The sequence below is a fragment of the Paenibacillus sp. FSL R5-0486 genome (assembly GCF_037975155.1).
In the GTDB taxonomy this organism is placed as follows: domain Bacteria; phylum Bacillota; class Bacilli; order Paenibacillales; family Paenibacillaceae; genus Paenibacillus; species Paenibacillus amylolyticus.
The window spans coordinates 4,882,617-4,896,873 of record NZ_CP150237.1 but is presented as its reverse complement, the minus strand read 5'-3'; the positions used below and the strand labels follow the sequence as shown (position 1 = coordinate 4,896,873).

Genomic DNA, 14,257 nt, shown 5'->3' with positions numbered 1-14,257 from the left:
TCAGGATGTGAAATGAAAGCATGAACTTTTTAGATCACTTATTTTATAATCGCAGAGCCAACTGGACAGCCTTTTACCTGTTTGCGGGATTTGCTCTGTTCTATGGTTTAATGAACGGCTCGTATGTTCTGTACATTGAAAATAATGCAGAGATGCTTGGGGCGTATACCCCATTTAATACGACGCTGTTTCCAATTAATTTATTCAACTTTGATCCTTCAATGTATTATGGGGACAACAGTTCTTCCGTGATCCATCCGCTCATTTCTTTTCTCGCAGTCACCCTTGCGGCTGTAGCGAAACTGCTGGGAGGCAACTGGTTCTTTCTAATCCTGCAATCGCTGGTGAATGCGGGTTCGGTGGTGCTGGCTTATCTGTTCCTGAGTCAAAAAGAAGATAAATCGACCATCGTACCGCTGCTGTTTGCCTTACTGTTTGGTTTCAGTTCCTATCTGATGTATACCGCGTTGATCCCGGATTCGTATCCTTATGTACAGTTCGTTATTCTGTTGTCGGTGGTTTACATGCAGTATACTCGTGAGCGTCAGGACGTACGTTATGTACCCAATGCATTGCTTGCATCGATTAACTTTGGACTAACCTCGACTAATATCGTACCATTTGCTGCTGCCACATTCTTCAATATGAATACATGGCGCAATAAGGCGAATTTGAAAAAATACATCGGCATCATGGCACTGGCGGTTCTGATCATCGTTGTATTAACTGGCATTCAGTATGTTGCCTTTGGAGGCCGCAGTTGGGTTAGTAACTGGCTGTTGGGCATTCAAAATGGCGGAACAAGCTATGCAACACCATTCCAGTTCGCTGTTCATTGGAAAGCATTGAACATGTTAACGATTAATCCAATGCTGACACCGAAGATGCATTTACTGGACCCGGGCATGGCAGCCTTTGTTACGGATCTATCCCGTTCCAATCCAATCTATGTGCAGATGACAGGTATCTTTGTTTTACTACTGGCATTCATGGGCTTCATTAAGGGCATTCGTGAACGAGAAGTGTGGACCCTTGTGCCATATATTCTGTTTGCCTTTTTGCTTCATGTCGTCGTGGGCTTTGGTCTGGCTGTATTTCAATATGATATGTACCTGTATGCGGGACATTATCTGTTTGCGTTCTTCCTGTTGGGTGGAGGTTTCGTCATCAGTCTTCGTCCGGGATTGGGGAAAAAAGTGGTTATAGGCTTGATCATGTTATGTGTTATCGTTACGGCAAGTAACAACATCTATCGCCATGTAGAAACATTAACAACAATCAAACAATCCTATAATCAGTTGGAACAGGAACGCTCAGTGAAATAGTCAAATAGTAAATGTATCGATTCATATAATGAAACGAGAAAAGGCCATTGGATGTAAAGTCCAATGGCCTTTTCTTAATTAGTGTTGAGCAAAATGAGTTAAGCAATAATTTTGGTCTTCTTGGCATTCTCGGCTGAACGTTTGGTGAGACTGCTGAGTGGACGTTTCAAAGCGAGAGCAACAATGAGACTCAGCGCGATGAACATACACAACCACAGAATATCCTTGATGGCAGTAGACCACAATATGCCGCCGACCGACTCACGCAACAGACTGATCGCATACGTGAAGGGCATGAACGGATTCAATGCTTGGAAAAAGGGTGATGTCATGCTGATTGGGAACGTACCGCCGGAGCTGGAGAACTGGAACACCATGAAGATAATGGCGATCCCTTTTCCGATATTTCCAAATACGGACAGCAGGGTGTACGTTATGGTGACAAATACGGCACTCACCAGCATGGCAAACAGGACAAACCACAGTTTATCTGCAACATAGGTACCCAGGATTAAGATATCTCCCAGGGTGACACATATCGCCTGAAGTAACCCAATGGTCAGAAAAGTAGCGAGACGTCCAAGATACAATTCATATCCCCGGAACTTACCCCCTGGATTCTCAGCTTCGGCACGAAGCAGAGAAATCAGCAGTGTTGAGCCAACCCACAAGGACAGCACGCCATAAAATGGTGACATGGCCGATCCATAATTCGGAATCGGATAAAGCTGTTGTTCTTTGATTTGCACGGGACTCGAAAGGAAAGCACTCTCTTCTTCAATATCGCCGCGCAAAAGTTTGGCGAGCTCCGCAAACTGGTTATTACCTTCGACCTCCCGAAGTTTGTCAGCAGCCTTGCTGATGGCACTTTCCAATGCTGGCAGATCATCACGTACAAGCGCGGCAACACGGTGAACTCCTTTTTCGACCTCCGGCAGCTGATTCTGTACAAAATCGGATGCCTTGCCTATCTGTTTCTCGGCAGTAGGCAGATCATTACGAACAAAATCAGCTGCTTCGTTCAGTTTGTTTCCCAGCTTGGGCAGATCGTTTCGAATTAATGAAGACACTGTGTTCAGAGCTTGGATAAAACCTTCACTTTTGTTCGCGAGTGTCTCTGATATCTCATGGATCTTAGATTGTATTTGAGGCAGTTCGCTCTGGATTTTTGTCAACTCGGCCTGCCCAAACGTAATTCCTTCTTTGGCTGATGCAAGAATGTCCGCAATATCCGGAATACGATCTTTTGCTCTTTGCAGAGTTTCTGCTGAAGTGGAGAGGGTAGACCTGAGCTTATCCGCACCAGCTGCAAGTGCAGGCGATATTTCACTTTCATAGGTGTTTAAGATATTGCCAATCCCGCTGCTGATGTCCTTCGAGAGAGTATTTAACTGAGCGATGACGTCTGTTGGTGGAGTTGTATTACGACGCATGGCATCACTGATGATGCCAGCCAAGCGGATCTGCAACTGAAGTTTATCTGAAATGGAGTTCAGTTGTGTGATTTTAACGGCAAGTGGTTGGCTTGGAAGCAAGTTATTGATGTTGCCCAGTAGTTCTGCCATACTGTCCACGAGTTTTACCGCAACCCCTAAACGTGAAGCAATCCGGTCGAGATCTTCTACTGTAGGAAGGTTATTAAGATCCGAATTTTGCAATTGTGCAAATACGTCTCCTGTAGCGTTAGTAATCTGCTGCACCAGCAGCAGATTTTGGCGGATCGTCGGGCCAATTGTCTGAAACGCTTCTTCACTGGAATCCACGAACTGATTTAATCCCTCTGCAAGCTCAATCCCGTTGCCAGCGATATGTGATACTTTGTCCAAACCTTGCTCTGCTGCCGTTACGATAGACAGAGCTTTGTTGGTTTTATCCAGCGCCGTTTGGATGACATCTGATACCTGGCTAAAGTTTTCATCCACTTCTCGAATGCGTTCTACCGCTTTTTGTATATCCGGTATCCGCTCTTGAATAGCCAGCACTTCGGAAGCCGCATCATTAATTTGTGGCCAATACTCCTGCACCTTGAGCACATACTGTGCTGCTTCATTGATTTCAGGCAGTTTTTTCTCGATTTCAACGATCTTTTGAGCATCTTTTACAATCTCGGGCATGGCTTTTTCTACTTCCAGAACCTTTTGACCTGCGGCTTGAATAGCCGGAAGATTTTTCTCCAGTGTAAAAATGCCATTCTCCATTTTGCGTAATGTTGGAAGCTGGGAATTAATCTCAACCCCGGCTTCATTCAGCTTGGTCAGAACGGCCTCACTGACGGCTTCAGTGAAATTTTCATTGATTTGTGTTGTTATGGCAGATACACCAGAGCCTGTGATTTTAGGAGCAATGGCATTCACCTTCTCATTGACGGTATAGATTACTTCCGGTCGCTCCAGCTTCCCATTAACGATGCCTGTAATTTTGGATGAAAAGTCCCCCGGAATGAGCAGGCTTGCATAATACTCTCCAGTTTGCACACCCCGATTAGCCTCAGCCTGGTCCACAAAAGTCCAGCCCAGCTTTTCGTTGTGTTTAAGGCTGGATACCAGTTCGTCTCCGATATTAACATGGGTTCCTTCAACAGTCGCACCCTTGTCCTCAGTTGTCACCGCAATTTTGATCCCCTGGGTATTACTGTATGGGTCCCAGACGGACTTCACGTTGACCCAGTCATACACCCCGGGCAGTAGAATAATAGCCACAATTAGAAATATACCTGTGGGAACCTTCAGAATATGCAACCAGTCTGTTTTGTAAACGTGCCAAATGTGACGCATGACTTCCTCCTAAATGTACATAAATGTAGGGCGTAACTTATTTCTATGTCGTAAATTTGTGAATCTTATGTATATCGGTATTATTGCAGTATCTAATAATGGGTTCATGTTTATAAACTGTACCCATTTCACTTGGTACTAATTCAGAGCCTTCATATATTGCGTAAAATGAAACTCACTGTCTGTTCTAAAAAGAAGTGTTTTATCTCTTTTGAGTACAGTAAGAGGTTTATTTTGGTTATATCAAATTTCTCATTTTCCTATGGATAAATATGCAGAAATGTTGTATAATTATGAATAACCAATGAGATGTATTGTGCATGGATGTTTTTCAGCCTAACTGCTGATTCTAAGAAGAACGTAGCAGAGGGTTTTCACCTGCGATGGTGAGGTGTTGACAGGGGGTTGTCTTTCTGTCATAATTCATGAAGACAAACGGACATATTGATTACAGAACCCTGTGAGGTCCTGCAATATGAACGACATGAATAGCACCTTTAAATCAGTCCCGTGAGACTGGCAAGGTAACGTGAACGATACATCGTTTTTTGCTGCGGCAAATGAAGCGATGCATCCCCGAGAGTAAACTTTCTTCAGAGCGGTCTGAAGTTCGGAGACTCCTTGCCAATAAACACGGCAAGGAGTCTTTTTTTTTCTCCTCGTCACGGGGCCATGATGCTGAAGGGAAATCCTGAGGAGGCTGAACGCATGAGCACAGAGACACATGTCATTATGGATGAGACGGCGATCCGCCGCGCATTAACACGGATTGCCCATGAGATATTGGAGAAAAACAAAGGAATCGACGATTGTGTGTTGGTCGGTATCCGTACACGCGGGGTTTACCTGGCAGAACGGATTGCCGCCAAGATTGAAGAAATCGAGGGCGCCAAAGTCCCCTGGGGAGAGCTGGATGTGACTCCTTACCGCGATGACCGCTTGGACGAAAATAAAGCGAATCGCAAGGAAATGTTGATTATGACACCTGAATCACTTTCGATCCATAACAAAAAAGTGATTTTGTTCGATGATGTGCTCTATACCGGACGGACGATTCGCGCAGCGATGGATGCCCTGATGGACTGTGGAAGACCGCAGAACATTCAGCTGGCTGTACTCGCAGACCGCGGACACCGGGAACTTCCGATTCGACCTGATTTTATCGGCAAGAATGTGCCGACTTCCAAATCAGAGGAGATCGAAGTTGCACTCATGGAAACGGATGGACAGGATGAAGTCAAGATCACTCAGAACCGGGGGGAGCAAGCATAATGATTACACAGACAGCATTGAGAGACCGAAGCTTGCTTGGACTGAAGGAACTTAGTCGAGGAGAAATCGAGTCCATTCTTAACCGAGCGGCTCACTGGGAAGCGCAGAAAGAGAAACTGGTTCCTGTACTGGAATCACGCTTCGTTGCGAACATGTTCTTCGAGAACAGCACACGTACCCGCTTCTCCTTCGAAATGGCAGAGAAACGTCTGGGCGCACAAGTGCTGAACTTTACGGCAGCCGCATCCAGTGTGGAAAAAGGAGAGTCCATCTACGATACGGTACGAACACTTGAGTCGATGGGCATTGATGCAGGCGTGATCCGGTTGAAACCGGCAGGGGTTCTGCAACAACTGGCTCAGAAAGTGAATGTACCACTCGTGAACGCCGGAGACGGCAACAATGAGCATCCCACACAGGCGTTGCTGGATCTCTACACGATGAGGAAAACATTTGGCGAACTGAAGGGCTTGCGTGTCTCCATCATAGGTGACATTCTGCATAGCCGTGTAGCTCGTTCCAACCTGTGGGCACTGCAAAAGTTTGGTGCAGATGTACGCTTCTGTGCACCGCAAACGATGCAGGCACCGGAACTCGCAGAGCATGCTCCTTATGTCGGTCTTGAAGAAGCGCTGGATGCAGATGTAGTCATGATGCTCCGGGTTCAACTGGAACGTCATCAACATGGCTTAATTACTTCAGCTGAGGATTATCGCGAACACTACGGATTGACGGAAGAACGGGCATCACGCCTAAAACCAAGCACCATTATCATGCACCCTGCTCCAGTGAATCGCAACGTCGAGGTAGATGACGCGGTTGTGGAAAGTGAAGCATCGCGGATCTTCCCGCAGATGGCAAACGGCGTTCCAATCCGCATGGCGGTTATGGAACGTGCGATGAAACTGTAACAGGGTCTGGCTGTGGGTCATAGGCTGACGGTACGGTAGTTCTTATAGAGCAATAAGAGAGTACACGATAAAGAAAATCATCCGGCTTGCCTGGTAAGCCGGACAGAACCGAAGCGGAGGGCAATTATGCTACAGATTATAAAAAACGCAAACGTCTTGAACCAACAAGGGGAACTTGAACGGAAAACGATCATTATAGATGAAGGTAAAATTAAAAAGATCGCTGGTCTGGAAGACCAAGCCGTACTGGATGCCGAAAAGTCAGCGCAAAGTGTGACAGACGCATCAGGCAAACTGGTCATTCCGGGATTGATCGATATGCATGTGCATCTGCGTGAACCTGGATTCGAACACAAAGAGACGATCGAGACAGGTGCCCGTTCAGCAGCACAAGGTGGTTTTACAACAATCGCTTGCATGCCGAACACAAGACCAGTAACAGATACAGCGGAAGTTGTGAAGCTGGTATTGGATAAAGCCAAAGAAGCTGATCTGGTTAAAGTGTTGCCTTATGCAGCCATTACAAAAAATGAACTGGGTCGTGAACTTACCGATTTTGCCGCATTAAAAGAAGCAGGCGCTATTGGATTCACAGATGACGGTGTAGGCGTACAAAACGCTCAAATGATGAAGGATGCCATGAGCCTCGCAGCAAGCATGGATATGCCAGTGATCGCTCACTGTGAAGATGACTCACTGGTTGTTGGTGGATATGTGACGGAAGGTGAGTTTTCGAAGCGCCACGGCATCAAAGGGATTCCAAATGAATCCGAAGCCATCCACGTTGGCCGTGATATCTTGCTCGCAGAAGCAACAGGAGTTCACTACCATGTCTGTCACGTAAGTACAGAGCAATCGGTTCGTCTGATTCGTCTGGCGAAGTCCATTGGCATTAAAGTAACTGCTGAGGTATGTCCACACCATCTGGTGTTGTCGGATGAAGATATCCCGGGCATGGACGCCAACTGGAAAATGAACCCGCCGCTGCGCTCACCACGCGATGTGCAGGCTTGTATCGAAGGTTTGCTGGACGGCACGCTGGATATGATCGTAACTGATCACGCACCACACAGTGAAGAAGAGAAAGCCAAAGGCATGGAGCTGGCACCTTTCGGAATCGTAGGATTCGAAACAGCCTTCCCGCTGCTGTACACCAAGTTTGTGGAAACAGGATTGTGGAGCTTGGATTTCCTGGTGAAACGCATGACAGCTGATCCGGCACGTGTATTCCGACTGGATACAGGCAAACTGGAAGAGGGAGCACCAGCCGATATCACGATGATTGACCTGAACGAGGAAAAAGCAGTTGATCCTGCAACGTTTGCAACCAAAGGAAGAAACACACCATTCACAGGTTGGAAGCTGAAAGGCTGGGCCGTACAAACTTGGGTGGATGGCAAAAGCGTGTGGAATAACACGGTACAACAGTAAAACGGTAACTTAGCAAATTAATAAATCAGTAACTCTATATCTTTAACTCTTTAAAACAGTAACAGTAATTCTTAACTCTTAAATCAACAAGTCATTATAACTCTAAATTTACAACTTCTACACAGTAACATCTTTTCAACTAACTCGAGGCAAATTATGCCGAGAGTCTAACATACGAAACAAAGCAAAGTTGAATGTCATGATTTTGAACTTGGACACCAACGTAACTGCGGAGTGGGCAGAAAGAACCCGAAGAAGCAAAGCGTTCGCCTTTATCACCGGATTACTCCATTTGAAGAATGGGATCAAAGTAATCCGGGGATAACAGCGATCAAAGGGTTTTCTGCCCACGGAGCCGCACAATCGTAACGTCCCCCATGTTCAACCCCAATGCATTCAACGTTGATAAACACAGAGGAGTGAAATGGGATGCAGGCACAGGCAAGATTATTGTTGGAAGACGGCACACTGTTCACCGGGAAAGCATTTGGTGCTGAAGGTGAAACTACAGGTGAGGTCGTTTTTAATACGGGAATTACAGGCTATCAAGAGGTGCTTTCGGATCCTTCCTATTGCGGTCAAATCGTAACCATGACGTATCCGCTGATCGGAAACTACGGTATTACGCGTGATGACTTTGAGTCGATTCGTCCATACGTACACGGTTTCGTTGTGCGTCGTCATGAGCCAACGCCGAGTAACTGGCGTGCGGAATACAGCGTAGACAATCTGCTCAAGGAATACGGCATCGTAGGAATCAGCGAAATTGATACACGCATGTTGACTCGCCGGATTCGTCACCACGGCACAATGAAGGGAATTCTCACAACAGGATCGAAGCCTGTGGAAGAACTGCTGGAGATGATGGGAGACACCACCATTGCCGAGCTGCGTAACCAGGTGCCAATGACTTCTACAGAGCATGTCTACAACAGCCCGGGAACGGCTGAGCGTATTGTGCTCGTGGATTACGGTGCGAAAACAGGAATCTTGCGCGAACTCAGCAAACGTAACTGTGACGTTGTTGTTGTTCCACACGATGTAACAGCAGACGAGATTCGTCGCCTGAACCCGGACGGCATTCAACTGTCCAACGGCCCTGGGGACCCGAAAGACGTACCTCACGCAGTTAACATGATCAGTGAATTGCTTGGCGAATACCCGATCTTCGGTATCTGCCTGGGTCACCAGTTGTTCGCACTTGCAGCAGGAGCAGACACGGAAAAACTTAAGTTTGGACATCGCGGAGGAAACCACCCGGTGAAAGAACTGGAGAGCGGACGTTGCTTCATCACATCCCAGAACCATGGATTTACCGTAAACGAAGAGTCTGTGAAGAGTACAGACCTGGAAGTTACACATATCAACAATAACGATAAGACCATTGAAGGTCTGAAACATAAATCATTCCCGGCATTCTCGGTTCAATATCACCCTGAAGCAGCCCCGGGTCCTTACGACAACAGCTATCTGTTCGACCGCTTCATCGAGATGATTCGCGAGCACAAGATCACTAACCCGCAAAAGCCGCGTCAAGCCGTATTGGCAGCCGCAGTGAAAGGAGCACAATAACATGCCGATTAACAAAGATCTCAAAAAAATCCTGGTGATTGGTTCCGGTCCAATCGTCATCGGTCAAGCGGCCGAGTTCGACTATGCCGGTACACAAGCTTGCCAGGCTCTGAAAGAAGAAGGCGTGGAAGTTGTACTTATCAACAGCAACCCGGCGACCATTATGACGGATACAAACATGGCTGACAAAGTCTACATTGAGCCAATTACACTGGATTTTGTAACCCAAATCATTCGTCAAGAGCGTCCAGATGGCTTGTTGCCAACACTGGGTGGTCAAACAGGTCTGAACATGGCTGTAGAGCTGGCTCGTGCTGGCGTGCTGGAACGTGAAAATGTGAAATTGCTCGGAACACAGCTGACATCCATCGAGAAAGCGGAAGATCGTGATCTGTTCCGTGACCTGATGCGTGAATTGGAACAACCTGTACCAGAGAGTGTCATCGTAACGACACTTGAAGAATCACTTGAATTTGCGAATGAGATTGGTTATCCAATCATCGTGCGTCCAGCCTATACACTGGGCGGAACTGGCGGCGGAATCTGTGCGAACGAAGAAGAACTGCGTGAGACGGTGGCAGCGGGAATTCGTTACAGCCCGATTGGGCAATGTCTGGTCGAGAAGAGCATTGCAGGTATGAAAGAAGTCGAGTATGAGGTTATGCGAGACAAAAACGATAACTGTATCGTTGTCTGCAACATGGAAAACTTTGACCCGGTAGGTATTCATACAGGTGACAGTATCGTCGTAGCACCAAGCCAAACATTGTCGGACCGTGAATATCAAATGCTGCGTTCAGCTTCCCTGAAAATCATCCGTGCCCTGAACATCGAGGGTGGATGTAACGTACAGTTTGCACTGGACCCACACAGCTTCCAATACTATGTTATCGAAGTAAATCCACGGGTAAGCCGTTCATCGGCTCTGGCTTCCAAAGCAACGGGTTATCCGATTGCAAAAATGGCTGCCAAAATTGCCATGGGTTACACGTTGGATGAAATCGTGAACCCGGTAACAGGCCAAACGTATGCTTGCTTTGAGCCTACACTGGATTACATCGTGAGCAAAATCCCACGCTGGCCGTTCGACAAGTTCATCTCGGCGAACCGTAAACTGGGAACTCAGATGAAAGCAACAGGCGAAGTAATGGCTATTGGCCGGACATTCGAAGAGTCGATTCACAAAGCAGTTCGTTCCCTGGAAATTGGCGTACATCGCCTCTACCTGAAGGATGCCGAAACGCTGGACGAAGCGACCTTGAACGAACGTCTGATCAAAGCAGATGATGAGCGTATCTTCCTGATTGCCGAAGCATTCCGCAGAGGTTATACGTTGCAACAGCTGCAGGATCTGACCAAGATTGACTGGTGGTTCCTGGACAAAATCGAAGGTCTGATCGCATTTGAAGATCGCATTCGCGAAGAATCCGAATTGTCTTCCGACATTCTGTATCAAGCGAAACGCCTTGGATTCACAGACCGTGCCATTGCTGAACTGCGTGCGCAAGGTCAACCAGGAGGCACATTAACAACTGAAGCGGAAGTTAGAACTCGTCGGGAAGCAGAGAACCTGCGCCCAGTGTACAAAATGGTAGATACATGTGCGGCTGAGTTTGAAGCAACAACGCCATATTACTACTCAACTTACGAGACAGAGAATGAAGTTATCCCTTCAGACAAGAAAAAAGTTGTGGTGCTGGGTTCAGGACCAATCCGGATCGGTCAAGGGATCGAGTTCGACTACTCAACTGTACACGCAGTATGGGCATTGCAAAAAGCAGGCTATGAAGCAGTCATTATCAACAATAACCCGGAGACGGTGTCTACGGACTTTAATACATCGGATCGCCTGTACTTTGAACCGCTCTTCTTCGAAGATGTCATGAACGTGATCGAACAGGAGAAGCCAGTAGGAGTTATCGTACAGTTCGGTGGTCAAACAGCCATCAACCTGGCAGCACCATTGCGTAATGCAGGTGTAACGATTCTCGGAACCGATCTGGAAAGCATCGATGAGGCGGAGGATCGCAAGAAGTTCGAGCGTCTGCTCTCCCGTCTGGAGATTGCACAGCCAAAAGGTAAAACGGTCATTTCCGTTGATGATGCAGTAGAAACAGCTCAAAGTCTGGGCTACCCGGTACTGGTTCGTCCTTCCTATGTACTCGGCGGTCGTGCGATGGAGATTGTATACTCCGATGCTGAATTGCTGACATACATGGAACAGGCGGTTAAAATCAATCCGGAGCATCCGGTCCTGATCGACCGTTACATGATGGGTAAAGAAGTTGAGGTTGACGCCATCTGTGATGGTGAAACGGTATTGATTCCGGGAATCATGGAACATATCGAGCGTGCAGGGGTTCACTCTGGTGACTCCATCGCGGTATATCCTCCTCAACATCTGTCCCAGGATTTGAAAGAGAAAATTGTAGAGATTACAATCAAAATTGCGAAAGAACTGAAAACGGTAGGTTTGGTCAACATCCAGTTTGTTATCCATGATGGCCAAGTGTACATTATCGAGGTGAACCCGCGTTCATCCCGTACCGTACCATTCCTGAGCAAAGTAACCAACATTCCGATGGCGAACTTGGCAACCCAAGCCATTCTGGGTGTGAAACTGAAAGATCTTGGTTATGTCGATGGACTGTGGCCTGAATCGGATCATGTATCTGTCAAAGTTCCGGTCTTCTCCTTCGCGAAGCTGCGTCGTGTAGAACCAACCCTTGGACCTGAGATGAAGTCTACAGGTGAGGTTATGGGCCGTGACCCGAATTACGCTAAAGCGTTGTTCAAAGGCCTCATCGGTGCAGGAATGAAAATTCCGGCAACCGGAGCGATCGTAGTAACTGTAGCAGACAAAGACAAAGACGAAGCAGTTCCTTTGCTCGAAGGTTTCTACAGACTGGGTTACAAAATCATGGCTACCGGCGGAACAGCAGCTGCGCTTGAAGCAGCGAACATTCCGGTAACGACTGTGAACAAATTAAGTGAAGGTTCGCCGAACATTCTGGATATGATCCGTAGCGGCGAAGCAAACTTTGTCTTCAACACACTCACCAAAGGCAAAACACCGCAGCGTGATGGATTCCGTATCCGTCGTGAAGCGGTAGAAAACGGCATTGTATGTATGACTTCATTGGATACGATTCGTGCGCTGCTGATCATGCTGCAAACGATCAACTTCTCTTCGGAAGCAATGCCTGTCTTTGTAAAATAAATAACTCTCTGATGAAGGACATCAGTCAGCCTGCGGGCTGGCGGGATGTCCTTTATATCGGGCAAAAACGGAAAAAATGAGCAAGTGGAGGGGAACGCTGGTGATGAATCAAGCGAGTTTCAATGAAATGGCTGGCCGTCTGATGGTGGCACTGGATTATCCTGGAGCGGAAGAAGCTCAAGAATTGGTACAAGCTCTTGAGGGCATTCCCTGTTATCTCAAGGTGGGTATGCAGCTGTTCTACGCAGCAGGACCGGACTTTATTCGGGAGCTGAAATCCAAAGGTTACTCCGTTTTTCTGGATGTGAAAATGCATGACATTCCCAACACCGTTCGTGGCGGAGCTGAGAGTATCACACGTCTTGGCGTAGACATGTTCAATGTACATGCAGCGGGTGGAGCCCTTATGATGCGTGCTGCACGTGAAGGTGCTGAGGCAGCAGTCGCTGCTGATCCTTCCCTCAGCAAGCCCGAGATCATTGCAGTCACCCAACTCACCAGTACAAGTCTGGAAACGATGAATAACGAGATTGGCATCCCGGGAAGTGTGGAAGCTGCTGTGGTCCGTTATGCAGGACTAGCCCAAGAGGCCGGACTGGATGGAGTTGTTGCTTCTCCACTGGAAGTGCCCGCAATTCGGGCAACGTGTGGCAGTGCTTTTCACACCGTTACTCCAGGAATTCGTCCAGCGGGTAGTGGTCTGGGAGATCAGACACGCGTCTTGACCCCAGGTGAAGCCATCGCCAGAGGCAGTCATTACATTGTTGTAGGCAGACCCATTACAGGCGCTCCCAATCCGCGAGAAGCGGTAGAAACCATTTTGAAGGAGATGTTGAACGCATGATCGAACTGAATGAGATTCCGAATCATATTGCTTCCCAACTATTGAAAATCAAAGCCGTGGCGTTACGTCCGCAGCAGCCATTTACATGGACATCCGGCATCAAATCACCAATATATTGCGATAACCGCTTAACGATGTCCTATCCGGAGATTCGCAACGATATCGCTGAAGCCTTTGCAACGATTATTCGGAACCAATACCCGGATGCAGAAGTCATTGCAGGTACGGCAACTGCAGGTATCCCGCATGCTGCCTGGGTGGCTCAGAAGCTGAATCTGCCGATGGCCTACATTCGTGATAAAGCGAAAGGACACGGCAAGGAGAACCTGATCGAAGGTCTGATTACCGAAGGACAGAAAGTGGTTGTCATCGAAGATCTGATCTCTACAGGTGGAAGTTCGATCAAAGCAGCAGAAGCTGTACGCGTTGCAGGTGCAACACCTCTCGCCGTGCTTGCCATTTTCAGCTACCAGCTGGATAAAGGTGTTAAAGCATTTGAAGATGCTGGAATTCCACTTCAGACGTTGTCCAATTACACGGCGCTGATGGATGTGGCTTTGGCTCAGGGAACGATTCAGGAGAGTGACTTTGAGTTGCTTAAATCCTGGCGTGAAGATCCTTCTTCATTTGGTAAATAATATCATTGATACCTCGAAAAAATGTTCAGGAATGAACGGTATCAAAATTGTAATGATTGCCGTCATAGCGGCAAAACCATTGAATATGCAAGAGGCATCCCGCACTTTGGGGTGCTTTTTTTGTTTGTTCATCAAAATATTAACTTTTTCACTCTACCGTTGTAAAAAGCTTGTAACTTTTAGTTGTGATCGGTCGTTTATAATTCAGTGTAGGATGGAACAGATTTCTAATTTTAGGTTTTTTGAAGAAATGAACGGGATTTCAAGAAA

Annotated in this window: 9 protein-coding genes; 8 read left to right on the top strand and 1 reads right to left on the bottom strand. The window is 47.2% G+C overall.

Annotated features, from left to right (window positions below; translation table 11 throughout):
- Nucleotides 1-20 precede the first annotated feature (20 nt).
- Entirely contained in the window at nt 21-1,325 is a 1,305-nt protein-coding gene (locus MKY01_RS21690) for a DUF6080 domain-containing protein (RefSeq protein ID WP_339283477.1), read from the top strand.
- Between the two features lie 98 nt (nt 1,326-1,423).
- Here the strand turns inward: MKY01_RS21690 and MKY01_RS21685 are convergent, their stop codons facing one another.
- Nucleotides 1,424-4,099, bottom strand: a complete 2,676-nt coding sequence (locus MKY01_RS21685) for a YhgE/Pip domain-containing protein (RefSeq protein ID WP_339283475.1) — start codon at nt 4,097-4,099, stop codon at nt 1,424-1,426.
- A 708-nt stretch (nt 4,100-4,807) separates the two neighbouring features.
- On the opposite strand from MKY01_RS21685, the gene pyrR reads away from it, so the two are divergent.
- The 7 genes from pyrR to pyrE all read left to right on the top strand — a co-directional run bounded on the left by pyrR (nt 4,808) and on the right by pyrE (nt 13,987).
- Nucleotides 4,808-5,371, top strand: a complete 564-nt coding sequence (gene pyrR, locus MKY01_RS21680) for a bifunctional pyr operon transcriptional regulator/uracil phosphoribosyltransferase PyrR (protein ID WP_017687330.1) — start codon at nt 4,808-4,810, stop codon at nt 5,369-5,371.
- A complete protein-coding gene (locus MKY01_RS21675) occupies nt 5,368-6,282 on the top strand; it encodes an aspartate carbamoyltransferase catalytic subunit (protein ID WP_282322138.1) in 915 nt (304 codons plus the stop codon). The genes pyrR and MKY01_RS21675 overlap by 4 nt, the downstream gene beginning before the upstream one ends.
- Nucleotides 6,283-6,408: 126 nt before the next feature.
- Nucleotides 6,409-7,713, top strand: a complete 1,305-nt coding sequence (locus tag MKY01_RS21670; protein WP_036614813.1) for a dihydroorotase — start codon at nt 6,409-6,411, stop codon at nt 7,711-7,713.
- Nucleotides 7,714-8,142: 429 nt separating this feature from the next.
- Nucleotides 8,143-9,285 (top strand): glutamine-hydrolyzing carbamoyl-phosphate synthase small subunit, encoded by a 1,143-nt coding sequence (carA, locus tag MKY01_RS21665; protein WP_047843735.1) that lies wholly within the window; start codon nt 8,143-8,145, stop codon nt 9,283-9,285.
- A gap of 1 nt (nt 9,286) precedes the next feature.
- Nucleotides 9,287-12,505, top strand: a complete 3,219-nt coding sequence (carB, locus tag MKY01_RS21660) for a carbamoyl-phosphate synthase large subunit (protein ID WP_036614808.1) — start codon at nt 9,287-9,289, stop codon at nt 12,503-12,505.
- Nucleotides 12,506-12,608: 103 nt separating this feature from the next.
- Nucleotides 12,609-13,349, top strand: a complete 741-nt coding sequence (gene pyrF / locus MKY01_RS21655) for an orotidine-5'-phosphate decarboxylase (protein ID WP_127550748.1) — start codon at nt 12,609-12,611, stop codon at nt 13,347-13,349.
- Nucleotides 13,346-13,987 carry an orotate phosphoribosyltransferase gene (gene pyrE / locus MKY01_RS21650; RefSeq protein ID WP_036674850.1) on the top strand — a complete coding sequence of 214 codons (642 nt, stop codon included), beginning with the start codon at nt 13,346-13,348 and terminating at the stop codon, nt 13,985-13,987. The genes pyrF and pyrE overlap by 4 nt, the downstream gene beginning before the upstream one ends.
- Nucleotides 13,988-14,257 lie beyond the last annotated feature (270 nt).

Coding starts and splice junctions, on each gene's coding strand:
- pyrE (WP_036674850.1), top strand. CDS start 13,346: ATGATCGAACTGAATGAGATTCCGAATCATATTGCTTCCCAACTATTG.
- pyrF (WP_127550748.1), top strand. CDS start 12,609: ATGAATCAAGCGAGTTTCAATGAAATGGCTGGCCGTCTGATGGTGGCA.
- pyrR (WP_017687330.1), top strand. CDS start 4,808: ATGAGCACAGAGACACATGTCATTATGGATGAGACGGCGATCCGCCGC.
- MKY01_RS21670 (WP_036614813.1), top strand. CDS start 6,409: ATGCTACAGATTATAAAAAACGCAAACGTCTTGAACCAACAAGGGGAA.
- MKY01_RS21690 (WP_339283477.1), top strand. CDS start 21: ATGAACTTTTTAGATCACTTATTTTATAATCGCAGAGCCAACTGGACA.
- MKY01_RS21685 (WP_339283475.1), bottom strand. CDS start 4,099: ATGCGTCACATTTGGCACGTTTACAAAACAGACTGGTTGCATATTCTG.
- carB (WP_036614808.1), top strand. CDS start 9,287: ATGCCGATTAACAAAGATCTCAAAAAAATCCTGGTGATTGGTTCCGGT.
- carA (WP_047843735.1), top strand. CDS start 8,143: ATGCAGGCACAGGCAAGATTATTGTTGGAAGACGGCACACTGTTCACC.